Source organism: Allobosea sp. MMO-172 (assembly GCF_037147855.1).
In the GTDB taxonomy this organism is placed as follows: domain Bacteria; phylum Pseudomonadota; class Alphaproteobacteria; order Rhizobiales; family Beijerinckiaceae; genus Allobosea.
Genome location: NZ_JBBCUM010000010.1, coordinates 11,899 through 35,284 on the forward strand (window position 1 = coordinate 11,899; position 23,386 = coordinate 35,284).

General features: G+C 66.0%; 22 protein-coding genes. 16 read left to right on the top strand and 6 right to left on the bottom strand.

The features are described 5' to 3' along the window. Positions 1–189 precede the first annotated feature (189 nt). The 5 genes from WFK61_RS15700 to WFK61_RS15720 all read left to right on the top strand — a co-directional run bounded on the left by WFK61_RS15700 (position 190) and on the right by WFK61_RS15720 (position 5,430). Positions 190–1,740 (top strand): ATP-binding protein, encoded by a 1,551-nt coding sequence (locus tag WFK61_RS15700; protein ID WP_336813026.1) that lies wholly within the window; start codon positions 190–192, stop codon positions 1,738–1,740. Then, complete coding sequence (locus tag WFK61_RS15705) at positions 1,730–2,470, top strand: response regulator (RefSeq protein ID WP_336813027.1); 741 nt, start codon at positions 1,730–1,732, stop codon at positions 2,468–2,470. Before WFK61_RS15700 ends, WFK61_RS15705 begins: the two co-directional genes overlap by 11 nt. Positions 2,471–2,595: 125 nt before the next feature. Further along, positions 2,596–3,168 carry a TRAP transporter small permease subunit gene (locus tag WFK61_RS15710; protein WP_442896314.1) on the top strand — a complete coding sequence of 191 codons (573 nt, stop codon included), beginning with the start codon at positions 2,596–2,598 and terminating at the stop codon, positions 3,166–3,168. After that, complete coding sequence (locus tag WFK61_RS15715; RefSeq protein WP_336813028.1) at positions 3,165–4,595, top strand: TRAP transporter large permease; 1,431 nt, start codon at positions 3,165–3,167, stop codon at positions 4,593–4,595. The genes WFK61_RS15710 and WFK61_RS15715 overlap by 4 nt, the downstream gene beginning before the upstream one ends. Positions 4,596–4,809: 214 nt before the next feature. After that, positions 4,810–5,430, top strand: coding sequence for a tyrosine-type recombinase/integrase (locus tag WFK61_RS15720; RefSeq protein ID WP_336813029.1), 621 nt, complete (start codon positions 4,810–4,812; stop codon positions 5,428–5,430). Between the two features lie 193 nt (positions 5,431–5,623). On the opposite strand, the gene WFK61_RS15725 is transcribed toward WFK61_RS15720, so the two are convergent. Next, the gene (locus tag WFK61_RS15725) at positions 5,624–6,376 is read right to left on the bottom strand and encodes an IclR family transcriptional regulator (RefSeq protein ID WP_336813030.1); all 753 of its coding nucleotides are present in this window, start codon (positions 6,374–6,376) and stop codon (positions 5,624–5,626) included. A gap of 106 nt (positions 6,377–6,482) precedes the next feature. Here WFK61_RS15725 and WFK61_RS15730 point away from each other — a divergent pair, with 106 nt between their 5' ends. The 4 genes from WFK61_RS15730 to WFK61_RS15745 all read left to right on the top strand — a co-directional run bounded on the left by WFK61_RS15730 (position 6,483) and on the right by WFK61_RS15745 (position 10,560). Beyond that, a complete protein-coding gene (locus WFK61_RS15730) occupies positions 6,483–8,183 on the top strand; it encodes a thiamine pyrophosphate-binding protein (RefSeq protein ID WP_336813031.1) in 1,701 nt (566 codons plus the stop codon). A 56-nt stretch (positions 8,184–8,239) separates the two neighbouring features. Beyond that, entirely contained in the window at positions 8,240–9,049 is an 810-nt protein-coding gene (locus WFK61_RS15735) for a transporter substrate-binding domain-containing protein (protein WP_336813032.1), read from the top strand. Between the two features lie 66 nt (positions 9,050–9,115). Then, complete coding sequence (locus WFK61_RS15740; protein WP_336813033.1) at positions 9,116–9,784, top strand: amino acid ABC transporter permease; 669 nt, start codon at positions 9,116–9,118, stop codon at positions 9,782–9,784. Then, positions 9,769–10,560: an amino acid ABC transporter ATP-binding protein gene (locus tag WFK61_RS15745; protein ID WP_336813034.1), complete on the top strand. Its 792-nt coding sequence runs from the start codon at positions 9,769–9,771 to the stop codon at positions 10,558–10,560. Before WFK61_RS15740 ends, WFK61_RS15745 begins: the two co-directional genes overlap by 16 nt. Positions 10,561–11,011: 451 nt before the next feature. Here the strand turns inward: WFK61_RS15745 and WFK61_RS15750 are convergent, their stop codons facing one another. Both WFK61_RS15750 and WFK61_RS15755 read right to left on the bottom strand, forming a co-directional pair. Beyond that, on the bottom strand, positions 11,012–12,574 hold the full coding sequence (locus tag WFK61_RS15750) for a hypothetical protein (protein WP_336813035.1): 1,563 nt from the start codon (positions 12,572–12,574) through the stop codon (positions 11,012–11,014). After that, on the bottom strand, positions 12,574–12,945 hold the full coding sequence (locus WFK61_RS15755; RefSeq protein ID WP_336813036.1) for a hypothetical protein: 372 nt from the start codon (positions 12,943–12,945) through the stop codon (positions 12,574–12,576). The genes WFK61_RS15750 and WFK61_RS15755 overlap by 1 nt, the downstream gene beginning before the upstream one ends. 319 nt (positions 12,946–13,264) lie before the next feature. Here WFK61_RS15755 and WFK61_RS15760 point away from each other — a divergent pair, with 319 nt between their 5' ends. The 5 genes from WFK61_RS15760 to hemN all read left to right on the top strand — a co-directional run bounded on the left by WFK61_RS15760 (position 13,265) and on the right by hemN (position 18,538). Further along, positions 13,265–13,786, top strand: coding sequence for a hypothetical protein (locus WFK61_RS15760; protein WP_336813037.1), 522 nt, complete (start codon positions 13,265–13,267; stop codon positions 13,784–13,786). Positions 13,787–13,799: 13 nt separating this feature from the next. Beyond that, positions 13,800–14,510, top strand: a complete 711-nt coding sequence (locus WFK61_RS15765) for a nucleotide-binding protein (protein ID WP_336813038.1) — start codon at positions 13,800–13,802, stop codon at positions 14,508–14,510. Further along, positions 14,507–15,040, top strand: a complete 534-nt coding sequence (locus WFK61_RS15770; RefSeq protein ID WP_336813039.1) for a hypothetical protein — start codon at positions 14,507–14,509, stop codon at positions 15,038–15,040. Before WFK61_RS15765 ends, WFK61_RS15770 begins: the two co-directional genes overlap by 4 nt. Positions 15,041–15,202: 162 nt before the next feature. Further along, on the top strand, positions 15,203–16,618 hold the full coding sequence (locus WFK61_RS15775) for a hypothetical protein (protein WP_336813040.1): 1,416 nt from the start codon (positions 15,203–15,205) through the stop codon (positions 16,616–16,618). A gap of 576 nt (positions 16,619–17,194) precedes the next feature. Next, complete coding sequence (gene hemN, locus WFK61_RS15780) at positions 17,195–18,538, top strand: oxygen-independent coproporphyrinogen III oxidase (protein ID WP_336813041.1); 1,344 nt, start codon at positions 17,195–17,197, stop codon at positions 18,536–18,538. Between the two features lie 8 nt (positions 18,539–18,546). Here the strand turns inward: hemN and WFK61_RS15785 are convergent, their stop codons facing one another. From WFK61_RS15785 to WFK61_RS15795, 3 genes are read right to left on the bottom strand one after another with little or no spacing between them, the layout of a single operon-like run. Then, a complete protein-coding gene (locus WFK61_RS15785; RefSeq protein WP_336813042.1) occupies positions 18,547–19,656 on the bottom strand; it encodes an NnrS family protein in 1,110 nt (369 codons plus the stop codon). After that, the gene (locus WFK61_RS15790) at positions 19,653–20,234 is read right to left on the bottom strand and encodes a UbiX family flavin prenyltransferase (RefSeq protein WP_336813043.1); all 582 of its coding nucleotides are present in this window, start codon (positions 20,232–20,234) and stop codon (positions 19,653–19,655) included. The genes WFK61_RS15785 and WFK61_RS15790 overlap by 4 nt, the downstream gene beginning before the upstream one ends. Next, complete coding sequence (locus WFK61_RS15795) at positions 20,231–21,985, bottom strand: UbiD family decarboxylase (RefSeq protein WP_336813044.1); 1,755 nt, start codon at positions 21,983–21,985, stop codon at positions 20,231–20,233. Before WFK61_RS15795 ends, WFK61_RS15790 begins: the two co-directional genes overlap by 4 nt. Between WFK61_RS15795 and ubiT the strand changes: the two genes are divergently transcribed. Both ubiT and ubiU read left to right on the top strand, forming a co-directional pair. Continuing rightward, positions 21,972–22,400: a ubiquinone anaerobic biosynthesis accessory factor UbiT gene (gene ubiT, locus WFK61_RS15800; protein WP_336813045.1), complete on the top strand. Its 429-nt coding sequence runs from the start codon at positions 21,972–21,974 to the stop codon at positions 22,398–22,400. The genes WFK61_RS15795 and ubiT overlap by 14 nt on opposite strands. Next, positions 22,391–23,368, top strand: a complete 978-nt coding sequence (gene ubiU / locus WFK61_RS15805) for a ubiquinone anaerobic biosynthesis protein UbiU (RefSeq protein ID WP_336813046.1) — start codon at positions 22,391–22,393, stop codon at positions 23,366–23,368. Before ubiT ends, ubiU begins: the two co-directional genes overlap by 10 nt. Positions 23,369–23,386: the final 18 nt, after the last annotated feature.

Sequence of the window (23,386 nt, forward strand, 5' to 3'; positions counted from 1 at the left end):
GGGCTTCCATCTCGCTGGTAGGCGCCCACGAGTAGCAGGAGAGAGGCCTGCAGGTGATTGCTGCAGATGGCGCGTCAACGTTACCGGCCGCCTCCATTGCAGTAATTTTCGGGTGCGGATCGGGATGAGAGGCCACATAAGGCGAGCCCGACCGGCGCAGGTTTAACGGGCGTCAGGTCGCATCTAGGCTTGGACCGTCTGTACCTGTATCGGTTGCAAATGCCCGGGCTTCGGTTGCTGCTCCCCTATCTCAAGACCGTCGCGCTCATAGCCTTGGCCACGACGGTTGCAGGCGTTGTCGTCTGGTTCGCGCCGCTCGACAGCGTCTCCGCAATCTACATGCTGCCGATCTTGCTTTCGGCCATTCGTTGGGGCACCGGGCCAGCGATCGCCGCGGCGCTGCTCGGCGCGTTCATGACCTCGCTGTTCTATCCACCGCTGTTCAGCCCGCTAGTCTTCGAACCGGCGCAGATGATCGACCTCGCCACGTCCTTGGTCGTCGCCCTGACAGTGGGGACACTGGCCGGCCGGATGCGCACGGAGATGCTGCGGGCGAAGCAGAACGAACGCGCGATCCGCCATGTCTATGAACTCAGCAGCGCCATCCTCGCAACGAGTGACGTTGAGGCCGTCTATGATGCCGTCGCGGACCACGTATCCGAAGCGCTCGGGCAGCCGGTCGCTCTTTTCGTTCCGCAGGATCGCGGAGACCTTCGTGCCACACGAACCTCCCTTTCCGAGGAAGAGACCGCAGCATTGGCGTTGGCCGTCCCCGCATTCCTTACGACCTCCGGAGGCCCCGACACTCTCGCGATGACGATACTCGGCGATCGCTGGCTTCTCTGTCGCATCGCCAGCGGCCAAGAACGGCCCGCTGCCCTGGCCCTGCGTTTGGACACCACGGACCAGCAGGGCCATGACGGAGCGGTCGCGCAGATACCGGCGCTGCTGGCCGAAAGCGCCCGCTCGCTCGAGCGGCTCGGCCTCTCGCAGGCCTTGGCCGATCGCAAGCTGCGCCGGCAGGCCGACGAACTGCGCGATATCCTGGTCGAATCCGTCTCGCATGAATTGCGGACACCACTGACCGGCATCATGGGGGCGGCGAGCGTGCTCGCCGCGGTGCCGGATCTCGCGGCCCGGCCGGCGCTTCGCAGCTTGGCTGACGGCATCGAGCAAGAGGCGCGCCGGCTCGACCGCCTGATCCAGGATGTGCTCGATCTCGGCCGCATCCGCGCCGGAGCCCTGCAGCCGCGCCTCGACACGGTCGATCCGGCCGATATCGTCAACGATGCTCTGGACAGCGCTGCTGACCGCCTGCGCGGGCGGCTCGTCAGCCGGCGGTTCCGCGAGCCGTTGCCGCTGATCCGTGTCGATCCGGTGCTGCTCGCGCAGGCCCTCGTCAATGTCATCGAGAACGCGGCGAAATACACGCAGGATGGCGCATCGATCGGCATCACGGTGGAGCGCAATGTCGACGGCTGCGTGATCACGGTCTCGGATGATGGGCTGGGGCTCAATGCGCGGGAAGCGGAGGAGATTTTCGAGCGTTTCCATCGCGGCGAGCGCCATGCCGACATCGCCGGCGGCAGCGGGCTGGGCTTGACGATCGCGCGGATTTTCGTCGAAGCCAATGGCGGGCGCATCGTCGCGTCGAGCGAGGGGCCGAACCGGGGAACCGCCATGCGCATTCACCTGCCCATCGCGAAGGCCGCGGCCGGCGGGGACGACCATGACCGTTGAGGCGCCTGCGGGACCGCTGGTTCTTGTCGTCGATGACGAGCTCGCCATCCGCCGCTTCCTGCGGACGGGGCTGGAGATGCATGGCTTCCGGGTGATCGAGGCCGAGACCGCGCGGCAGGCGACCGAACTCGCCGTGATGCGCCAGCCCGATCTCGTGGTGCTCGACCTTGGCCTGCCCGATGCCGATGGTGCGGTCGTGCTCGAGGCGTTGCGGAGTTGGTCGCAGGTGCCGGTGATCGTGCTCTCCGTGCGCAAGCTCGAACCCGAGAAGGTCCGGCTGCTGGAGAGCGGCGCCGACGACTATATCGTCAAGCCATTCGGGATGGCCGAGCTCCTGGCCCGGGCGCGCGTCGTGCTACGCCGCACGGTGCGGCAGGAGACGGCGGAGCCGATCGTACGCGTCGGCGCACTCCAGATCGACATCGCGCGCCGGCTGGTCAGCAGGGACGGCAATGCCGTCATACTTTCGCCGAAGCAGTTCGCGCTGCTGCGGACGCTGGCTGTCCATCACGGCCATGTCCTGACGCATCGCCAATTGATGCGCGAACTCTGGCCGCAGGAACCTGTGGAGGATGTGCAGTATCTGCGCATCCTGATGAAGAAGCTGCGCAATCGGATCGAACCCGATCCCGCGCAGCCGATCTACATCGTGACCGAGCTCGCCGTCGGGTACCGGCTGCGCACGCAGGAACAGCTCGATGCTGCCGGTTATGCCGAGGCTATGCGATAGCCTCCTCTCCGCAATGGAACAGCTAAGCGCCTAGCTGGTAGCTGCGACTCCCTGGGGTAAGCGGATAGCCGCGGGACGGGGAGCGCATGTTCAAGCTTTGGTTGGCGCTGGCCACGGTCGGCTGCATGGCTGCGACCGTCGCGATCGCTTGGTTCTTCTGTCGCGAGCTGATGCCGCTCTCCCGCGCCATCGACAAGGTCGGCGGGGTGCTGGGCGTCGTGGCTAGCTGGCTTGTCCTGCTCGCCTGCGTCGTCAGCGCCGGCAACGCCACGATCCGCTATCTCTTTTCCTATAGTTCGAATGCCTGGCTCGAACTGCAATGGTACATGTTCGCCGGTATCGTGCTGCTCGGCTCGGCCTATACGCTGAAGGTCAACGAGCATGTGCGGGTCGACCTGTTCTACGGCATGGTCTCCGACCGCGCGCGGCATTGGATCGACCTGCTCGGCGGCGCGGTCTTCCTGCTGCCGATGTGCATCGTGATGGTCTGGTTCACCTGGCCGTGGTTCGTCCAGTCCTGGACGCTGAACGAGGCCTCGAACAATGCCGGCGGCCTGATCCGCTGGCCCGTCATCCTGCTCCTGCCGGTCGGCTTTGTCCTGATCCTGCTCCAGGGCATCTCCGAGATGATCAAGCGTGCCGCGGCGCTGCGTGGCTTCCACCAGCACGAATACGCCTACGAGAAGCCGCTTCAATGATCGATGCGATCCGCTCCAATCTCGGCCCCATGATGTTCGGGGGGCTGATTCTCTTCCTGCTGATCGGCTACCCCGCCGCCTTCTCGCTCGCGGCCGTGGGGCTGTTCTTCAGCTTCATCGCCATCGAGATGGGGGTGATCACGCCCAGCTACATGGGCAACCTGACCTTCCAGCTCTATGGGATCATCTCGAACGACCTGCTGCTCTCGATCCCGTTCTTCACCTTCATGGGCGCGATCCTGGAGCGCTGCGGCCTAGCCGAGGATCTGCTGGACTCGATCGGCCAGCTCTTCGGCAGCGTGCGCGGCGGCCTGTCCTATGCCGTGATCTTCGTTGGCGCGATCCTCGGCGCCATCACCGGCACGGTCGCGGCCTCGGTCATCGCCATGGGCGTGATCTCGCTGCCCGTGATGATGCGCTACGGCTACAACATGCGCCATGCCACCGGCGTCATCGCCGCGTCCGGCACGATCACGCAGCTCATCCCGCCCTCGCTGGTCCTGGTCGTGCTCGCCGACGTCATGGGCAAGTCGGTCGGCGACATGTATGCCGGCGCCATCGGCCCCAGCATCGTGCAGGTTGTGCTGTTCTGCATATGGGTGATGATCCTCTCGATCATCAAGCCAGGCGACGTTCCGGCGCTGCCGCCCGAGGCCCGCACGCTGAAGGGCTGGGCCCTGGTCAGGAAGTGCATCCGCGGCATCGTGCCCTCGGCGGCGCTGATCTTCCTCGTGCTCGGCACGATCTTCATGGGTCTGGCGACCCCGACGGAAGCCGGCGCCATGGGCGCGGTCGGCGCGATCGGGCTGGCCGCGATGTATCGCACGCTGAGCTGGAAGCTGACGTATCAGGCGATGTCCTCAACCATGCGGATCACCGCCATGGTGACGATGATCCTGATCGGCTCGCGCGTGTTCAGTCTGGTCTTCCAGGGTGTCGGCGGCGGGCTGTGGATCGAGCACATGCTGACCGGGCTGCCCGGCGGTCAGGTCGGCTTCCTGACCTTCACGATGATCTTCATCTTCTTCATCGCCTTCTTCCTCGACTTTTTCGAGATCGCCTTCATCATCATTCCGATGCTGGCGCCGGCGGCGGCCAAGCTGGACATCAACCTGATCTGGTTCGCGCTCCTGATCTGCGCCAACATCCAGACCTCGTTCATGCATCCGCCGTTCGGCTTCGCATTGTTCTACCTGCGCGGCATCGCGCCGCCGACGGCTAAGAGCCGCGACATCTATCTCGGCTCGATCCCCTGGATCGTTCTGCAGCTCATCCTGGTGGCGCTGATGATCGCCTTCCCCCAGATGGTGACATACTGGCTGGAGAAACCGGTGACGCTCGACCCGGCCGCGTTGGAGAAACAGCTCGGCACCATGCCGTCCTACGGAACGATCGAGCTGCAAGGGCTGACGCCGCCAAAGCCTTAATGATAGTGGCGGGTCAGCACAGGGCCAGCTTGGGCGTGCTGCGCCCAGGAAACGGTTGCTCAGGTGATACTGACCGAAGGGCGGGAGCGGACATCTCGTCCCGGACCTGGGTCCGCTTTCGGGCAACCCTTCTACGTCCGCTTATGGCGCGATTGCGCGGTCCATAAGGTACAATGGCTCCGGATGCGGCCTCCTATGAGGATGCGTCATGCCTATGGAAGCTCAACAGATCCATCAGCGTCCCGCGTGGAACACGGGGCGCATTATCGGTCCCAAGCCGCCACTGAAGCCGCGCCATATCTGGGCAATCCGAACGCGGCTCCAGCATGATCGACGGGTTCGAGATCTGGCCATGTTCAATCTCGCGATCGACAGCAAGCTGCGAGGCTGTGACCTCGTTCGCCTGCGTGTGGGCGATGTCCTGCTTGGCGGAACCGTAAGGTTGAGGACGTCGATCATCCAGCAGAAGACCGGTAGACCTGTGCCGTTCGAGTTGACAGACTCGACCCGAGAAGCGCTGACCGCCTGGCTCCGAAAGCGCCCGAACGAGAAAGGCGACTGGATCTTCCCCAGTCGCAGCCGGCCGGGTGATCATGTGACAACACGGCAATATGGCCGCCTGCTTGATGATTGGGTCTCGCTGATCGGGCTGGACCCTGTTCTGTATGGAACGCACAGCCTGCGGCGAACGAAGGTGGCGTTGATCTACAAGCGGACCGGTAACCTCCGAGCTTGCCAGCTCCTGCTGGGTCATTCGAAGCTCGAAAGCACGGTGCGATATCTCGGTATCGAGGTTGATGACGCACTGATCCTGTCGGAGCAAACGGATCTATAGGAGCGCCGCGTGTGCGATGCGTGGAGGACGGCGCCCACGGCGCCGCCCTTCGTCAGCTCAACGAACCATTCAGTAGCGTGCCACTTCGAGGTTCGCTGCGGCAGCTCCGGCAATCTCACTACCCGCGGTCACAGTCTTAGAGTGGTCAGCCCCTTCGCGATGATCGGCCCGGTCGGCCGACCTGTCGGTGAACCTAACGCGTCCAGCGCACATCGCCGATGCGGGCGCCGAAACGGCGGCCGAAGCCCAGAAGGGCCTCGACGATCTGCTGGTCATTGCCGCTCTCGATCGTGAACAGCGGATACGACACGCTCACCGCGATGGCCGAGCCGTGCGGGCTTTCCAGCGCGATCGAGATCGCTTTCACACCCTCGAAAAGCTCCTGGTCCGAAATGCCGTAGCCGCGCAGCCTTGTCTGCACGATCTCCGCCTGCAGACGCTCCAGCGTCGGCACCGTCTGCTTGGTCGCGGCCGGCAGCGCATCCTTGAACAGCTCCCGGATTTCGGCGTCGGGCTTCAAAGCGAGCAACGCCTTGCCCATCGCTGCCGCATGCGCCGGAAGCCGGTGGCCGGGCTCGACCGCGAACTGGATCGGCTGCGAGCCGCGCGCCGTCTTCAGCACCACCACCTCGGTCCCTGACAGCACGCCCAGCCAGACGGTGTGGCCGATCTCCCGCGCCAGCGAATCCATCTCCTTCTGCGCTTGCTCGACCACGTCGAAACGCCGGTGGAAATTCGCCGCGAGCTCGACCGCGAGCATGCCGGCGCTGTAGCGCTGGCTGACGGGATCCTGCTCGATCAGCCCGCCGGATGCCAGCGCGGCGAGCAGCCGCGAGGCCGTGCTGCGGTTGACCTTGAGGTGCCGGCTGACGTCGCCGACCCGCAGTTCACCGCCCGAATCCACCATCAGACGCAGGGCCTCGACGGCCTTTTCGATCGATTTCATCGGCGCTCGATTTCTCGTCTTGACGCGGCAACGCACCAGCGTCACCATGAATATGCAACACGTTGCATAATATGCAACACAACGAGAATGTCAACGGGAGACGACCATGCGAGGCACTGGCGGGGCGCTGCTCTACGCGACGCTCAAGAGTTACGGCGTCACCTGCCTGTTCGGCATGGAAGACCCGATCCACGTCTTCCATGCCGTCGACCGCGCCTTCACGCGCATCGTGACGGTGCGAGACGAGAAGCATGCTGCGATCATGGCCCATGGCTATGCCCAGGTGACCGGCCGCCCGGGCGTCTGCGCGGCCACCTTCGGACCGGGCGCGACCAACCTGATCACGGGGCTGCTCGAGGCGCAGCGCTCCTCCGTTCCGGTGATCGCGCTGGTGCAGGACCACGCGCTGCGCCTAAAAAACAAGCATGCGAGCAGCGCGCTCGACCATGCCGGTGCGCTCGGGCCCTACGTCAAGGAGGTCATCCGCATCGACCTGCCCGAGCAGGTCGGCGACGCGGTCCGCAAGGCATTTCGGATCGCTACCACGGGCCGGCCGGGTCCGGTCGTGCTGCTCTGCCCGGGCGACGTCATGGCGGCCGAGACCGAAGCGGCGGTCCACGCGGAACCGGCCTACACTCACTTCCCCGCCAACCGCGCGCGGGCCAGCCGCGAAGCGATCGCGCAGGCGGCGGAGCTGCTGGCCGGCGCTCGCCGGCCGCTGCTGATTGCCGGCGGCGGCACGATCATCTCCGGTGCGGAGGAAGAGGTGCGGCTTCTGGCCGAACTGTTCGACATGCCGGTCGCGACGACGATGACCGGTCGCGGCGCCATCGCCGATGCCCATCCGCTGGCGGCCGGGCCGCTGGGTTCGACGACCGGCGGTCGCTATGGGCGCGGACGCGTCCCGAACACGCTCCTCGCCGAGGCCGACCTCGCTTTCGTGCTCGGCTCGCGCACCGGGCAGATCTGCTACAGCGAATGGTCGCTGCCGAAGGCCGGCACCAAGCTGATCCATCTCGACATCGACCCGATCGAGATCGGCCGCAACTTCCCGACCGACGTGCCGATGGTCGGCGACGTGCGCGACACGCTGCGTGACCTCCTCGCGTACTGCGCCGAGCACGGCCTCGCCCGGACCGATGGCGCCGCGCGGGCACGGGTCGCCGAGCTGACGAAGAGCTGGCGCGAGGAGTTCGACGTCGTCGGTACGTCCTCCCAGGTTCCGATCCGGCCCGAGCGCCTTCTTTCCGAAATCTCGGACAGCAGCGACGACAACACGCTGATCGTCACGGATGCGAGCTACGTCACCGGCTGGGCGATGAGCCATGTCGACGTGCCCCGCGCCGGCCGTTTCATCCTCTCGCCGCGCGGCACCGGCGGGATCGGCTGGAGCCTGCCGGCCGCAATCGGAGCCAAGATGGCCGATCCTGCGCGCGACGTCGTTTGCGTCACGGGCGATGGCGCCTTCGGCTACGTCTTCAACGAACTCGAGACCGCCGCACGCTACGGCGTCGAGGTCACGGTCGTCGTCTTCAACAACGGCACGCTCGGCTTCCAGCGCCACTGGGAGCAGAAGGTCATGGGCCGCTATCTGGAGTGCGATTTCCTCGACATCGACTTCGCCCAACTGGGGCATGTGCTGAAGTGCGGCGGCGAGCGCATCACCGACCCGGCGCAGATCGCCGCGGGACTGAAGCGTGCCCGCGACGCCGGCAAACCCTACGTTCTCGACGTCGTGATCGATCCGGACGCGACGGCGCCGATCGTCGGCTTCGAGACGATCCTGGCGGCCGACGCCGTCCACTGAAGGAGCTGTTTCATCAAGGGCGGCGCCATGCCGCCCCAATCAAAAAGGGGAGCACAATGTTCAGACGCATCGCAGCAGCCGTGACCGGGGCCCTGGCGTTCGCCATGGCGCTGACCGTCTCGCCCGTCCAGGCAGGGCCGACGCTCGACAAGATCATCAAGGAAAAGAAGATGGTCGTCGGCGTCGCGCCGTGGAACCGCTTCGTCCTGCTCAATCCGAAGACGGGAGAGTTCGAAGGGTTCATCGCCGACGACATCCGCAATTTCGAGCAGATGACCGGCATCAAGGTCCAACTCGTCAACACCACCTGGGCCGGGCTGATCGCCGGCTTGCAGGCCGGGCAGTGGGACGTGATCATGAGCGGCCTGGGCGCAACACCCGAGCGCGCCACCGCAGTCGCGTTCACGGACCCGATCGGCTACCTGTCCTCCACCGCAATGGTGCAGTCGAAGGGCCCGATCAAGAGCTTCGAGGATCTCGACAAGCCCGGCAACACGGTCTCCGTGGTCACCGGAACGGCTGCACAGCAGTTCGCGCAGCGCGCCTTCAAGAACGCCAAGGTCAATCCGCTTTCCGACACCGCCGCCGCCGTGCTGGAGGTCATGCAGGGCCGCTCGTCCGCCTATATCGGCGACGCGGTCTCGAATGCGCTGCGGGCCGAGGAGCGCCCCGACGAACTGCACAACATCCGCTTCCCGGCCGACAAGACCGAATGGACCACCATGAACCACGCCGTCCGCTACGGGGATCCGGATCTCGTGACGTTCCTGAATACCTATGTCCGGGCGATGCAGCTTCGTGGATTCTACCGCACGCTTGCCGAAAAGTGGAAGCTGCCGCCCGAGCTCGCTACCGGGCCTCGCTGACTTCGTGCAGGAGCGCGCCGCGCGACGGCGCGCTCCTCCTTGATTGAATTTCGGCCAGGTTGGAACATGAATTATACCTTCCAGTTCGGCGTTCTCACGGATTACGGGCCATACCTTGCCTGGGGGCTCTGGCATGCGTGGTGGACGAGCTTTCCCGCCATCATATTCTCGACGCTTCTCGGCGTGGTGCTGGCTGCGATGAGCATGTCGCGCAGCAGACTGGTGCGGGGCGCCTCCATCGTCTTCGTCGATCTGTTTCGCACGCTGCCCGTCGTGGTGCTGCTGATCTGGATCCACTATGTGCTGCCGATCCTGACCGGCGCTTCGCTCTCGCCGACCGCGAGTTCGATCATCGCGCTTTCGCTCAATGGCGCGGCGCTCGCCTGTGAAGCCTTTCGCGGCGGTCTCGAAGCGATTCCGCAGACGCAGGTCCAGGCCGCCCAGTCGCTCGGCTTCTCGCGCTGGAAAGTGATGCGCTACATCACGCTGCCGCAGGCCTTCTTCGCCACCTTGCCCTCACTGACCAACGTCCACATCACCGTCATCAAGAACGTCACCGTGACGGTGCTCATCGCCGTGCCCGAGGTGATGTTCCGCGCGCAGGAACTGACGGTTCAGTTCTTCCGGCCGCTCGAATTCTACACCGGAGCGGCCGTTCTCTATGTGGCGCTGATCTGGGGCTACACGATCCTCATGCGGATGCTCGAAAGGCTGCAGAAATGGCAACCGATCTGATGGCGGCCGCAACGGCGACAGTCGCCACCGAGCGCCACGCCTTCATCCGTATCCGCGACGTCCGCAAGTCCTACGGGGCGGTGCCGGTGCTGAACGGCATCTCGCTAGATGTCGCCGAGGGCGAGGTGCTGGTGCTTTGTGGCCCGAGCGGCTGCGGCAAGAGCACGCTGCTGCGCTGCATCAACGGCCTGGAGACGATCACCTCCGGCGATATCGCGGTGGGCGGGCGCTCCGTCTCGACCGCGCGGGCCGACGAACTGCAGAAGATCAGGCTCGCGACCGGCTTCGTGTTCCAGAACTTCAATCTGTTCCCGCACATGACGGCGCTGCAGAACATTTCCATCGCGCCGGTCAAGATCCTCGGGCTCTCGCAGCGCGACGCCACCGATCGCGGGCGCCAGCTGCTCGAACGCGTCGGCATGGCCGAGAAGGCGGACGTCTTCCCGTTCCAACTCTCCGGCGGCCAACGCCAGCGTGTCGCCATCGCCCGGGCGCTGGCGATGGAGCCGACGCTGATGCTGTTCGACGAGCCGACGTCCGCGCTCGATCCCGAGATGCGCGAGGAGGTGCTGCAGGTGATCCGGCAGGTCCACCACGATCACGGCATGACCATGGTCGTCGTTACCCACGAGATCGGCTTCGCCAGGAACGTCGGCAGCCGCGCCATGCTGCTCGACGGTGGCCAGATCATCGAGGAGGCGCCCGCAAGGACTTTCTTCACGAGCCCCACGCACGAGCGCACGCGACGCTTCCTCAGGGCCATTGTCAACGAGTAGCCGAAATGTATCTGATGGAGCTTTCCGATTTGAACTCCACTAACCGCCGGTCACCTGACGACGGGTAGTCGCAGCTGAGCGACAATGTTTGGATCGAAAGCCTCACCTTAGATCAGCACACTTCTACTTTGGCGGGCACAGTTTCGACCGCCTCAGAATGTCCGCTTCCGGGCAAGCCTCCAATGTCCGGTCTTGGCGCGTCTATCCGATCGAGCACCGCCTGCGATAGGCCTGACCCCGCCGCCACTTCTTCGGAAGCGGTGGGGTGGGCCTGCGCAACGGGCTGCCCCCCGGCCCCCCCCTTCGGCGGCCGCTAATGCAGGCTCGTAGCATGCCCCGAATCTGGGAACATTGAGACGGGCTGCGGCCCTTGCGGACATATACGGGGCGTTATCGCGGAGATACGCCCCCGATGCCCGGATTTTATTCTTCGGATAGAACTTATGCAAACTCAGCGTTCCGGTCCACCCCTGCGGTTGACCGGCCTCTGACGCGCGACGGGGCGGACCCTGCCTGGAGGCGGGGCGCCGTTGAGGGTGTCGCGCCCACGCTTCCTGTGGACCTGCTTTCGCAGACGCATCTCCTTCGCGCGAGCTTCTTGCCGTTGCTGCCTGATCTGGCGAGCCACACGATCGCGGAAGAACGCCCGGGTCGTGTCTCTGATCTCGACCGTCTGAGCGACACGATCTTGCTCCAGGGCCTGCGCGGCATCGACGCGGGCCCGGCGGGCGCTGGTGAAACTCGGCAGGCTGGCGACGGCGACACCGGCTGCGGCCAGTGCGGGGATCAGCCCGGCGCCGGTCGCGAGGACGCCCGCCGCCACGACGTAGAAGGCGAGTTTCCTGACACCGGGATCAGCGAACACACCTGCAGCGATGAAGGCGCGGTTGACGCGGGCTCGCCGGATGCGGTCGCGCTGCCGGTACCTGCTCCGCACGAGGTTCTGCCTTTCGCGAAGCTCCTCCCGCTCGTCTGCCGTGAGCCCGGCGGCGACGCGATCACGTCCCTTCCTGGCCTTCGCGGCCTCTTCCCGCTCACCATCGGCATCCATCTCGGCAACCAGGCGATCGTACTCGCCGAGTACGGCGGCGGCGCTGCGTTGCGGCGCATCCCTTCTCAGTGCCGCCTTCACGCTGTCGACCGGCTGCAATTCACCGACGCTGGCGCCCATGGCGACTTCGCGGATGCGGGGCGCGTCTCCGTTCACTCTGAGACGGTTGAGACAGCGTGTCAGGCTCGTCGACTTCAGCGTTTCGGTATCGATCAGCTGAACGATCGGCACGCCGGCGACACGCTTGTCGCCAGCGGCGAGGACAATTCCAGCACCTTCGAGCTCGGCGCGCAGACGCGAGAAATCGCCGCCGGCCCGACGCCAGGCCTGCAGAACGCGCGCATCGATCAACGCGGGATCGACGCCGAGCCGCGCATCCTGCCGGACTTCCGACTTCGATCGGCGCCGACCGGTCTCGGCGACCGGCCCCCGCGCGGCGATCTCGGCGATATCCTCCAACCCGCGCTCGCGCAGCAGTTCGACCGTTCGTTCGACGCGTGTGCTCGGCTTGAGCCGCTCGCCGAGCTCGATCTCCAGGCGTCGCGCGAGCATCTCGTCGCGGTCTCCGGAGCGACCGAAGCGCAGCGCCTTTCCATCGGCCTCGGACGCCATCGAGAAGACGATGTGGAAGTGGTGCGCCCGATCACCCTTCTGGTGCTCGACGACCAGCCGGGCGCTGCCTTCGGGGATGAGGTATTCCGCCTCGATCGTGCGGAGCACATGCTCGATCTCGTCGGGGCTGAGCAGGCGCTCCGGCGACACGACGACGTGCACGATGTCCCGCTTCATGCGGCGGATCCGGCGCGCCGGTGCTGCCAATACGCGCAGTGCCAGAGTCACGTCCTCGGGAACGTCGCGGCTGAGGTCCGACCGAATGACGACGCGCTCGTTGGAGCCTCGGCCGGCATCCGTCAGATGCCGGCCGAGCCCACCCAGCCGGCGCGGGATCGTCTCGATATACATCAGGCATCCTCGTCGATGTGCAGCAGGTCGAGCACGCGGGCCAACAGACCCTCGAGGGCCGCACGCATCGCGGCGATGTCCGCCGCGATCGAGACCGTCGAGCCGCTGGTATTGGCGATCTTGGCGATCTGGTTGAGGTTGCGCCCCTGCGCCTTCAGCTCTTCGAAGATCGCGTCGAGCTGGGCGGCATTCGCTGCCGCTCGCCTGATCTTCGGCGCCTTCATCTCCGAGCCCAGCGCCTTCAGCACCAGGCTGCGGACCCAGACGCCCGGCGATACGCCGGCGGCCTCGGCGGCGATGAGCAACTGGTCGTGCGTGGGGTCATCGATGCGGAAGGCGACGGCGTTGGGGAAGCGGTTCTTCTCGGTCATCTCGATCTCCTGTGATCTCGGCGAAGCCGGCGCCGGAAGGCGCACCCGGCTCGCTGGGTTGGGGTCCACAGGGTTCACCCCTGGCAAGGAATCCGTGTCGCAGCATCGCTGTGTAAACACGGGCCGGACTTGCCTTTTTATGAAATCAAATCGGATCATGATCAAATTGTAGTTCAATTATATGCGATAATATCGCGATACGTATCAGGTTGTATATTGGTATTATCAGATACGTATCTGGTCAGTGTAATTACATAAGAAATACAATTACCAATGAATACGAATATATGAGATCGTCAAAAGGCTGAACGAGGACATCATGTCTGACGAGAACGACACGCCTGATGTTGGAACCATGGATGCGATCCAAGCCGCCCTGGCCGAGGAGGCGCGTGGTCTTGCCGACCGTCGGACCTTCAAGCCGGCTTATGTCTGGCAGGTCGTGGCTGCGGCCCTGCCCGAGATCGACACGATCGTCGAGGCGAGCAAGGGGCGCGGCAAGGCCGGAGCCAGCACGGCCATCTACAATGGGATCGCCGCGAAACTGCGGGAGGCCTCCGGCTTCAACGAGCTCTCGGGGGAGTCGGTCCGGCAGTACCGCTCGCGCATCAAGGGCGGTGATTACGACGACCAGTTGGCGCGGATCGGCTTCCGGCGGGTCGACAATCGCATCGTGGCCATCGCGGACCTGCCGAAGGCCGACCACTCGCCCTGGAATGATGCTCGCGCGGAGAGCCAGCTGCCCGCCAACCCCGTTCCTTCCATCGTCATCGCAAATCCGCCGAAGCCGGCCGCGACCGACTTCCAGTCCGACATGCGGCTCAAATCCGACCCCGAATAGCAGGAGCACAGACATGACCCGAACCATCCCGGCCAAGGGGCCCGTCATCTTCGGAAAGAACGGTAATGGCGGCGTCGGCAAGACCGAGGTCATTGCGACGCTCGTTCACCTGATGCAGGTGCGTGGCCATCCGCTCTATGTGATCGATGCCGACAACGATCATCAGGACATCCACAAAGCGCTGGGCAGTGAGGTTCCGAGCAGCCTGATCTCGCTGCTGAAGGAGCACGGGTTCAGCCGGCTGGGCGAGCTTGCGCAGGATCCAGCGATCGCCGGCCCCATCCTGGTCTCTGCGCCAGGCGGCGCGATCGAGACCTTCATCGAGAATGTCGGTGTGGTTCAGGCCGTGGCGGCGGAGGCCGGTCGTGAGACTTTCGTGGTCTGGCCGATGGACACGACGAAGGATAGCTTCATCCACCTTCAGGATGTGATCGACGCGCTCGGCCAGGAGCGCATCTGGGTCCTGCGCAACCTCATTCATGGCAGCGTCGAGGAGTTCCGCAGCTTCAACAGTTCGCAGATCGGCACGAGGCTGATCGGCGAGGGTCGCGTCCTCAACTTCCCGGTGATCTCCCGAGCCATCGTTTCTGCCTTCCGCGACAACCGGATGTCGCACGCGCGCATGGCGGCTGAGGGTGGCGTCGAGCTGCAGATGCGGCTGCCGCTGATGCGCCGCAAGGTCGAGCGGGCGCTCGAGCCGATGCTGGCGGAGTTCGGGCTGTGACGATTTCCCGCAAGGAGATCGACGAACTCGCCAGAACGGTGCTCGGGCGTCGACTGTCCCTTGCGGAAATCGACGACCTTGCGCGTCAGTGCGCGCTCGTGGGCCTGCGCGCCGGTGAGGAGGCCTATCTGCTCGGCCTCGTCCACCAACGCGATCTGGTGACCCGGATCGAGATGATCGCGCGCAAGGCTGCCGAGGCGCCGTCGCTGGCGGGTGCGCTGATGCGTCTGCGCCGCTGGATCGCCGTAATGGCCGTCGCCCTCGCGATCCTCGGCTGGACCATCTACGAAGCGGGGCATCTGCGCGGATACACCCTGCGCGACCGCATGGTGGCGCAGGATCTTGCCTGGACGGCGACCACTGCCGGCCTCGGTGCCCGCCGGCTCTACGACAGCGGCATCGTCCCCTTTCTGATCGATTGCAGTCTACCCGGCTGGAGGCAGGTCGAGCGTCAATGCGTGCCCGGGATCGATCCGATCAGCAAGCGGATGTTCAGCATTCCAAATCGGCGTCCAGAGGACACCGAATGATCCTCTTCGCACCGTCACCCGGCCGGCCAAGCTCGGCCGAGAAGGCGCCGGGTCCCTCGTCTCACACCGAAAAGGACAGATCATGCACATCAACACGTTCCGCGCCATCTGTCGCGCCGTCCACCGCGCTTCCGGCCCGGCCCACCATGGGAGGGTTGTGTCGTGAGCGCGGGTGACAGCATCACGCTGACGGACGCCGATCTCCTCGTCGCCATCGCCGAGGAGCACTACGACCTCTGCCGGAGTGGGGGGAGGGGCTATGCGACGATCGCCGCCGGCATCGGCAAGCGGACGCTCACCCTGCGCAGCAGCACCTTCCTGTCGACGCTGCGGCTGATGTTCCGCCAGCTCCAGGGGCGCGTGCCGCCCGCCAGCGCGGTGAAGAACGCCATCACCGCGCTGGAGGACCAGGCGTCGGAGCGGCGCGAGGAGCGCGTCTTCCTGCGGACCGGGCGGTACGAGAGCAGTGTCTATATCGATCTCGGCGACGACAGCTACCAGGCCGTCAAGGTCGATCCGACCGGCTGGAGCATCGTCGGCGACCTGCCGGTCCGCTTCACGCGCGGGGGGACCATGATGTCGCTGCCGCGGCCCCAGCCCGGCGGGACCGTCTCGCTCCTGCAGCCGTTCTTCAACCTCGCGAGCCCCGGCGAGTTCCAGCTGCTGGTGACCTGGTGCGTCGCGGCGCTGATGCCGGATGGGCCGTACCCGGTGATCGCCCTTGCGGGCGAGCAGGGGACCGGCAAAACCTCGTTCGCCCGAACCGTGCACGATCTGGTCGATCCGAGCCGCTTGCCGCTGCGGGCGCTGCCGCGCAGCGAGCGCGATCTCTACATCTCGACCGCGAACACGCATGTCCTGAGCTTCGACAACATCTCCGTCATCTCCGACTGGCTCTCGGACGCCTTCTGCAAGATCGCGACCGGCGGAGGGTTCAGCACCCGCCAGCTCTTCACGGACGAGGGCGAGGTCGTGTTCGAGGCGGTCCGGCCGCTGCTGCTGAATGGCATCGAGGAGGTCGTGCAGCGGCCTGACCTCGCCGACCGTGCCATCGTGTTCAACCTCCCGGTGATCGACCCTGCCTCTCGGGTCGACCCCCAGCAACTCGACGAGCAGTTCCGCCTGCAGCGGCCGGTGATGTTCGGTGTCCTGCTCGACTTGCTGGCCTTGGCGCTCGCGCGCCTGCCAGAGGTCAAGCCCGAACGCTTGCCGCGGATGGCGGGGTTCGCCCGGATCGGCATCGCGATCGAGAGCGTGTTCGGCCCACCCGGCTGCTTCACGGATGCCTACGATGCCAACCGTGCGGCGAGTTCGGATATTCTGCTGCATGGCGATCCGATCGCCGCCGCCATCGTGAAGCTGATGAGCAATCGCCAGGCCTGGCGGGGCACTGCGACCGATCTGGCCAAGCTCCTCGGGACCCGCATGGTTCCACCGAAGGTTCTTGATCCCGCTGCCCTGGCGGGAAAGCTGCGCCGCCTCGCGCCCGTCCTACGTGCCCGCGGCATCGACATCACCTTCGATCGTGCCTCCGCCAAGGGGCGCACGCGGACCATCGCGATGACCCGCGTCGCCTAGGCAGTGGTCGTCTCGGTTGCTCCGTCCGAGCCGTCCGCACCGTCCGATGCGATCTCTGCGGCGGACGGCACGGACGGCACGGACGGCAACGGCGGAGGCAGGTCCAATTGTTGATCGGTTCCGGTGCGATCCTAGGAGGTCAGCTTCGCTGCTGGGCTCGGCCTGGTCGCTGCCTGGCACTTAACCATTGGCTGCATGAGCCCGGTCAAGTTCGAAAAGAAGGTCAAATTACCCCAACCGACCGTCCACAGCACAGGCCGCAGGCCAAAGGTCGCTGATTTGGCCGATACTCAGCCTTGGCGTCGCCGGGGCGGGATTTGCTTTCATCGCTCGGGATGCCGCGCCGACTGCCATCGCCTGCATCGCGGACAGATTCGCCGGGCCACGCCGCGCCTCTCGAAATGCATCGATTAACCGCTAACAATATTGTGCCGTCGACGGGGCGAGCAGGCCGACGGCTTCGACAAAAGACGGCGGATAGAGAAGGCTCGTTGATGCTCTTTGCAGCATATCAAAGAAGACGATGGGCCAACGCGCTAGGTAATGGGCTCCTCAACGGTCGATCGGAGCTGCGCGATGCGGGCCACACCATATCGAGACGAGCGGCTGCCACGCTATACGAGTTATCCGACCGCTCCCCATTTTCAGGCACACGTGGACGGCTCGTCCTATGCAAGTTGGTTGAAGGCGCTGGCGGCCGGGACGACGACGTCGCTCTATCTGCATGTGCCATTCTGCCGCTCGATGTGCTGGTATTGTGGCTGTCACACCACTGTAGCGCTGCGCAACGGCCCCATCATTGACTATCTCGCGGCGCTGCGCGGCGAAATCGCGCTGGTGGCGGAACATCTGGCGGCGCCTGTCGACGTGCGGCACGTCCATTTCGGTGGCGGTACGCCGACGATCCTCGAGCCGGCGGATTTCGTCGCGCTTGTCGGGCTGCTGCGCCAGCGTTTCGCGGTTCATCCCGAAGCGGAGATTGCGGTTGAGATCGATCCGCGCCGCCTCGCCCCCGCCATGACCGCGACCCTGGCAGTAGCTGGGGTCAATCGGGTAAGCCTCGGGGTGCAGAGCTTCGATCCCGAGGTGCAGAAGGCGATCAACCGGATCCAGAGCGCCGGGCAGACCGCTGCCGTCGTCGCGGGGCTGCGCGGAGCGGGCATCGGTTCGGTGAGCTTCGACCTGATCTACGGCCTGCCGAAGCAGACCGTTCAATCCTGCATCGACACCGTCGAGCAATGCCTCGCGATGCGGCCCGACCGCTTCTCGATCTTCGGCTATGCTCATGTGCCGGAATTCAAGAAGCACCAGCGCCGGATCTTGACAGCCGAGCTGCCGGATGGACAGGAGCGGCACGCGCAGGCGGAGGCAATGGCGCGCCGTCTCGTCGCTGCCGGCTATGTCTGCATCGGGCTCGATCACTTTGCCCGGCCGGAAGACCCGATGGCCAGGGCGCTGTCGCAGGGCCGGCTGCACCGCAATTTCCAAGGCTACACCACCGATCCGTGCGAGGCGCTGATCGGTTTCGGAGCGTCGGCGATCGGGCGCCTGCCACAGGGCTATGTGCAGAACGAAGTCGTGATCGGGCGCTATGCCGAGCGGATCTCGGACGGCGCGCTGCCGACTGCGAAGGGCTATCGCATGGCACCGGAAGACAGGCTGCGCGCAGAGCTGATCGAGCGCGTCATGTGCGACCTGACGGTCGATATCGACGCCGTTTGCGCCCGGCATCCCGTCGATGCCGGCGTGCTCGCGACGTCGCGCCATGCGCTGGCGCAGCTCGCGCAGGAGGGCGTGGTCAACTTCGACGGCAGCCGCGTGCTGTTGCCCGGCGATGCGCGCCTGCTCGTGCGCAAGGTCGCCTCGACCTTCGACGCGCATCTGAACCATGCGCCACGGCAATACAGCCGCGCCGTCTGAGCCGTGCGTCAGGACAGGCCGAGCGGGCGCCGATAGGCTGCGAGAAAGAGCAGGAAGGCGGCGCCCCAGCACAGGGCCGCGTAGCTCGGATGCAGCGGCGCGCTGACTTCCGAAAGCAGCCGCAACGGCGCTGCGGCAGCGCTCGTAACCAGCATCGCTCGTGAACCGGCGGGGCTGGAAAAGGCCTGACGGGATTGCCGCCGGACCATGCTGGCCATGACGCCGAGGCACATCGCGCCGACGGTGCCCGCCGCCCAGGCGTGCAGAACCGCATTTCCGCTGACTCCCAGGCCGGCGGCGCGCAAAGTGTTCAAACCCAGGCCCAGCGGAATCCAGGCGTAGGCCAGGTGAACGGCGACAAGGCCTGCGTAATGGGCAACACGCCAGGGCCGCCAGGCGAGCCATCGGGTGGCTTGCAGGACCGCCGCTACCAGGCTGACAGGAGCTTGTCCTGCAGCGTCGCAAGTCCAGAGGCCGAGAGCGGCCACGAGCGACAAGGCGGCGGCGGCCTCGAAAGCGCGAGGCAGCCGCGGGCCGCATTCCTGCCCGTGCAGAGCAAGATAGGCGGCGGTCAGCGCCGGCGCGACACGTCCCGCGATCACCGCTACCAGCCCGATTTCGGCCGCCAGGGCGAGCCGCAGGCGCAAGCCGACGGCCAAAGCGTCGAGCGCGGTTTCCGATGCCGAGGCTCCAGCCAGAGCGACCATAAGAAGAACGATCTTGATTTCCCGTAGGGCGCCGGCCCCGATCACGCGGACGGCCACGACTCCCGCGACGCAGAGGATGAAGCCGGCCGCAATCGGGGCCGTGAACGCCGGATAACAGAACGGCATCGCACGGCCTGCCAGCCAAAGCGCTGCGAGGCTCAGCAAAAAAGCGCGCGACATCGGCGCCGAGCGAGTCGAGCGCGGCAATGCGGTGAGCAGGAAGCCGGCCATGACCGCCGGCATCATCCCGAACACCAGCATTTGGCTGTGCCAAGCTGCCGCTGTCATGCCGGCCGGCGAGAGGCCGGCGAGCCAGGGTGCAACGCCTGCGACGGCAGCGAGCGCGGCGAGGACGAAGAAGATGCGAAAGGGCCGGTGCGTGCATGCGGAGCAGTCGCCCCCGGCCGTCACGCGCCACCGCCTTGCCATTCGTTGATCGGCAAGGCTGCGGTCCCGAGGTCGAGCAGCCCGATGGCGCGCCGCGCGATCTGGTCGATCAGCTCCGCGATCGTATCGGGCATCAGATAAAAGGGCGGCACTGGTGGTGCGACGATGGCGCCGTATTCTGTAACTTGGGTCATGGCGCGGAGATGGCCGAGATGCAGGGGGCTTTCGCGCACGGGTAGGACCAGCCTGCGCCGTTCCTTGAGATGGACGTCGGCGGCTCGCGCCAGGAGATTGTCGAGCTGGCCGTAGGCGATCGCGGACAGGCTGCGGATCGAGCAGGGGGCGACGATCATCCCCGCCGTGCGGAAGGAGCCGCTGGCGATGGCGGCTCCGATGTCCGAAACCTCATGGTAGCGGGTGGCCAGTTGCCGGGCTCGCGCGGGCGCGGCGCTGTCGACCTCGGTCGCCAGTGTCCGTTCGGCGGCCGGAGAGATCACCAGATGAGTCTCGACCCTGCCCGTTTCGGCCAGCAATTCGAGTACGCGCAGGCCGATCGCCGCGCCGGAGGCGCCGCTGATCCCGACGATGACGCGGAGGCTCATCGCGCCGTTCCGGCCGGATGCAGGCCGAGCGACGGCCACAGCGTATCGATGCGGGCAATGACTTCCGGCGTCATGGCCATGGGTCGGCCCCATTCCCGCTCGGTCTCCGGCGGGAGTTTGTTGGTGGCGTCGATGCCGAGCTTGCCGCCCAGCCCCGGTTTCGGGGAGGCGAAATCGAGATAATCGATTGGAGTATCGGAGAGCGTGACGAGGTCACGGCTGGCGTCGCCACGGGTCGCGACCGCCCACATCACCTGCGCCCAGTCGCGCGGGTCGATGTCGCCGTCGACGATGATCACGAGCTTGGTGTAGCTGAACTGCGGCAGCAGCGACCACAGCCCGAGCATCAGCCGCCGCGCCTGCCCCGGATAACGCTTGTCGATCGCGACGACCGCGATCCGGTAGGAACAGGCCTCCGGCGGCAGCCAGATATCAACCACTTCGGGAAATTGCCGCTGGAGCAGCGGCAGGAACAGGACATTCAGCGCTTCGCCGATCCGCGATGGCTCGTCTGGCGCGCGGCCGGTGAAGGTCGAGAGATAAAGCGGCGCCCGCCGCATCGTCACTGCAGTCACGCGCATGACCGGAAAGGGCTCGACCGCATTGTAGTAGCCGGTGTGGTCTCCGAACGGACCTTCCGGCGCCGTCTCGTCAGGCGATACCATGCCCTCGATGACGATCTCCGCCTCCGCCGGCACGGAAAGCGGAATGCTGACACAGGGGACGAGCGCCGGCCGCTCGCCACGCAGCAGACCGGAGAAGCGTAGCTCTGGAACGGTCTCCGGCAGCGGGAGCACTGCCGACAGGATCGTGGCGGGGTCGGCGCCGATCAAGACCGCGACCGGCATGTCGCGGCCGATCCGGCGCCACTGCGCATGGTGGCGGGCGCCGCCGCGATGGGCGAGCCAGCGCAGGATCACGCGGTCCCGCCCGAGCACCTGCATGCGATAAACGCCGAGATTGCCTTCATCCTCGGGCAAGGGGGCCGGCGGCATCGTGAGCACCAGCGGCCAGGTGATCAGCGGTGCAGCTTCGCCCGGCCAGCAAAGCTGCACCGGCAGCGCCGTCAGGTCGATTGCATCGCCTCGGAATACCCGTTCCTGGACCGGTGCACGTTTCATCTCGCGCGGCCGCATCGACAGGGCGGCGCGCGCCAGCGGCAATGATCGCCATGCCTCGACGAGCCCGCGTGGCGGCCGCGGTTCGCGTAGCTCGGCAAGCGCCCGGCCAAGGGGAAGCAGGTTCTCCCGCTCGACGCCGAGACCCCAGGCGACGCGTTCGACCGTACCGAAGAGATTGGTCAGCAGCGGCATGGACGAAACCGCGCCGTCCGCAAGCAGGGGGCGTTCGAAGAGAAGGGCCGGCCCTTCCTCTGCGATGACGCGGCGGTGGATCTCGGTGATCTCATGGACCACGCTGACAGGCCCGGCGATGCGCCGCAGCTGCCCAGCGGCCTCGAGATGGGCAACGAAGGCACTGAGATCGCGGAAGCGGGGCAGGGTGCGGATCGGCAAGGCATGGGCTCCGGTTGCCGGACGATGCGCCGTTTCATTCGCGATCGTCTTTGAGCCAGAGCAACGAAGATTCCGGCTTTCGGTCCAGATTAGGGGCCGGAGGTGACCGATGTCGGATCCACAGATGACCAGGTCGGCGGCGATTCCGGCGACGCTGCCGCCAGGGCTGGCGCGCGCCGTCGCGCCATTGCCGCTTGCGCCGCTGCAGCCGTTGCTGGCGCTGATGCTGCATCGCATCGGCCGGCTCTACCCCGATCTCTACGGCCGTCTCGGCGAGCACGCGGACAAGCGCTTCGGCATCGATCCGACCGACCTGCCATTCGCCTTCCTGCTGGAGCCGAGCCTGCGCCAGCCCCGGCTACGCGCCGTGCGGGCTCTGCCTGCTCGCCTCGACGCCAGCATCCGCGGGCCGCTGGCGGGGCTCGTCGGCATGGTGGAAGGCACGCTTGACGGCGATGCGCTGTTCTTCTCGCGGATTCTCTGGGTGGAGGGCGATGTCGCGGCGGCTCTCGCCCTGCGCAACGCGATCGACGACGCCCGCATCGACTTCGGCGCCGTCATGCTCGGCCCCCTCGGCCAAAGACTCGGCCAGGTGCTGCGCAGAAAACTGCAAGGGCGGTCCGCCGCCGTCGGAGTCGAGACATGGAGCTGATTTGCCCTGCCGGGACGCCGGCCAGTCTCGAAGCCGCGGTTGAAGCGGGCGCCGACGCTGTCTATTGCGGCTTTCGCGACGAGACCAACGCCCGCAACTTCCCGGGCCTCAATTTCTCGCGCGAGGAGCTGCGCAAGGGGGTCGCCTTCGCCCATCGGCGCGGCGTCAAGGTTCTGGTCGCGATCAATACATTCGCCCGTGCGGGGGCGTTCGGCCTGTGGCAGGAAGCGATCGACGATGCCGTCATGGCTGGCGCGGATGCGCTGATCCTCGCCGACCTCGCGACGCTTGACTATGCCCATCGCCGGCACCCCGGCCAAAGGCTCCACGTCTCGGTCCAGGCCGGCGCGGCCAATCCCGACGCCATCCGCTTCTATGCCGAGACCTTCGGTGCGCAACGCGTCGTGCTGCCCCGTGTGCTGAACGTGATGGAGATCGCCTCGATGGTGCGCGAGACCTCCTGCGAGACGGAGGTCTTCGTCTTCGGTGGCCTTTGCGTGATGGAGGAGGGACGGTGCTCGCTCTCCTCCTACGCCACAGGCCAATCGCCGAACATGAACGGCGTCTGTTCGCCCGCGAGCCATGTGGCCTATGCCGAGCGGAACGGACATATCGTTTCCACGCTGGGCGGCTTCACCATCAACAGCTTCGGCAAGGACGAGCCGGCGGGGTATCCGACCCTGTGCAAGGGGCGTTTCGCCACGCCCAGAGGCTCCGGCTACATCTTCGAGGAGCCTGTCAGCCTCGACGCGGCCCTGATGCTGCCGGCATTGCGCGATGCCGGCGTGACCGCCTTCAAGATCGAAGGCCGACAGCGCGGGCGCGCCTATATCGCGGGCGTGGTGCGCTCCTTCCGCAAGATACTCGCGGCGATCGACGAGGGCCGCAGCCCTCCCGCAGTCAGCCTGGCGGCCATGGCCGAAGGGCAGGCCAGCACGGTCGGTGCCTATCGCAAGGGCTGGCGTTAGGCCCGCAAAGGAACAGGC

Excerpts from the sequence above, each read along its gene's own strand:
- WFK61_RS15715 (WP_336813028.1), top strand. The coding sequence starts at position 3,165 with ATGATCGATGCGATCCGCTCCAATCTCGGCCCCATGATGTTCGGGGGG.
- WFK61_RS15720 (WP_336813029.1), top strand. The coding sequence starts at position 4,810 with ATGGAAGCTCAACAGATCCATCAGCGTCCCGCGTGGAACACGGGGCGC.
- WFK61_RS15765 (WP_336813038.1), top strand. The coding sequence starts at position 13,800 with ATGACCCGAACCATCCCGGCCAAGGGGCCCGTCATCTTCGGAAAGAAC.
- WFK61_RS15725 (WP_336813030.1), bottom strand. The coding sequence starts at position 6,376 with ATGAAATCGATCGAAAAGGCCGTCGAGGCCCTGCGTCTGATGGTGGAT.
- WFK61_RS15755 (WP_336813036.1), bottom strand. The coding sequence starts at position 12,945 with ATGACCGAGAAGAACCGCTTCCCCAACGCCGTCGCCTTCCGCATCGAT.
- WFK61_RS15790 (WP_336813043.1), bottom strand. The coding sequence starts at position 20,234 with ATGAGCCTCCGCGTCATCGTCGGGATCAGCGGCGCCTCCGGCGCGGCG.
- WFK61_RS15710 (WP_442896314.1), top strand. The coding sequence starts at position 2,596 with ATGGCTGCGACCGTCGCGATCGCTTGGTTCTTCTGTCGCGAGCTGATG.
- WFK61_RS15795 (WP_336813044.1), bottom strand. The coding sequence starts at position 21,985 with ATGCGATGCAGCATCAGCGCCAGCAACGGCTGCAGCGGCGCAAGCGGC.
- WFK61_RS15740 (WP_336813033.1), top strand. The coding sequence starts at position 9,116 with ATGAATTATACCTTCCAGTTCGGCGTTCTCACGGATTACGGGCCATAC.
- WFK61_RS15745 (WP_336813034.1), top strand. The coding sequence starts at position 9,769 with ATGGCAACCGATCTGATGGCGGCCGCAACGGCGACAGTCGCCACCGAG.
- ubiU (WP_336813046.1), top strand. The coding sequence starts at position 22,391 with ATGGAGCTGATTTGCCCTGCCGGGACGCCGGCCAGTCTCGAAGCCGCG.
- WFK61_RS15750 (WP_336813035.1), bottom strand. The coding sequence starts at position 12,574 with ATGTATATCGAGACGATCCCGCGCCGGCTGGGTGGGCTCGGCCGGCAT.
- WFK61_RS15760 (WP_336813037.1), top strand. The coding sequence starts at position 13,265 with ATGTCTGACGAGAACGACACGCCTGATGTTGGAACCATGGATGCGATC.
- hemN (WP_336813041.1), top strand. The coding sequence starts at position 17,195 with ATGCGGGCCACACCATATCGAGACGAGCGGCTGCCACGCTATACGAGT.
- WFK61_RS15735 (WP_336813032.1), top strand. The coding sequence starts at position 8,240 with ATGTTCAGACGCATCGCAGCAGCCGTGACCGGGGCCCTGGCGTTCGCC.
- WFK61_RS15705 (WP_336813027.1), top strand. The coding sequence starts at position 1,730 with ATGACCGTTGAGGCGCCTGCGGGACCGCTGGTTCTTGTCGTCGATGAC.
- WFK61_RS15730 (WP_336813031.1), top strand. The coding sequence starts at position 6,483 with ATGCGAGGCACTGGCGGGGCGCTGCTCTACGCGACGCTCAAGAGTTAC.
- ubiT (WP_336813045.1), top strand. The coding sequence starts at position 21,972 with ATGCTGCATCGCATCGGCCGGCTCTACCCCGATCTCTACGGCCGTCTC.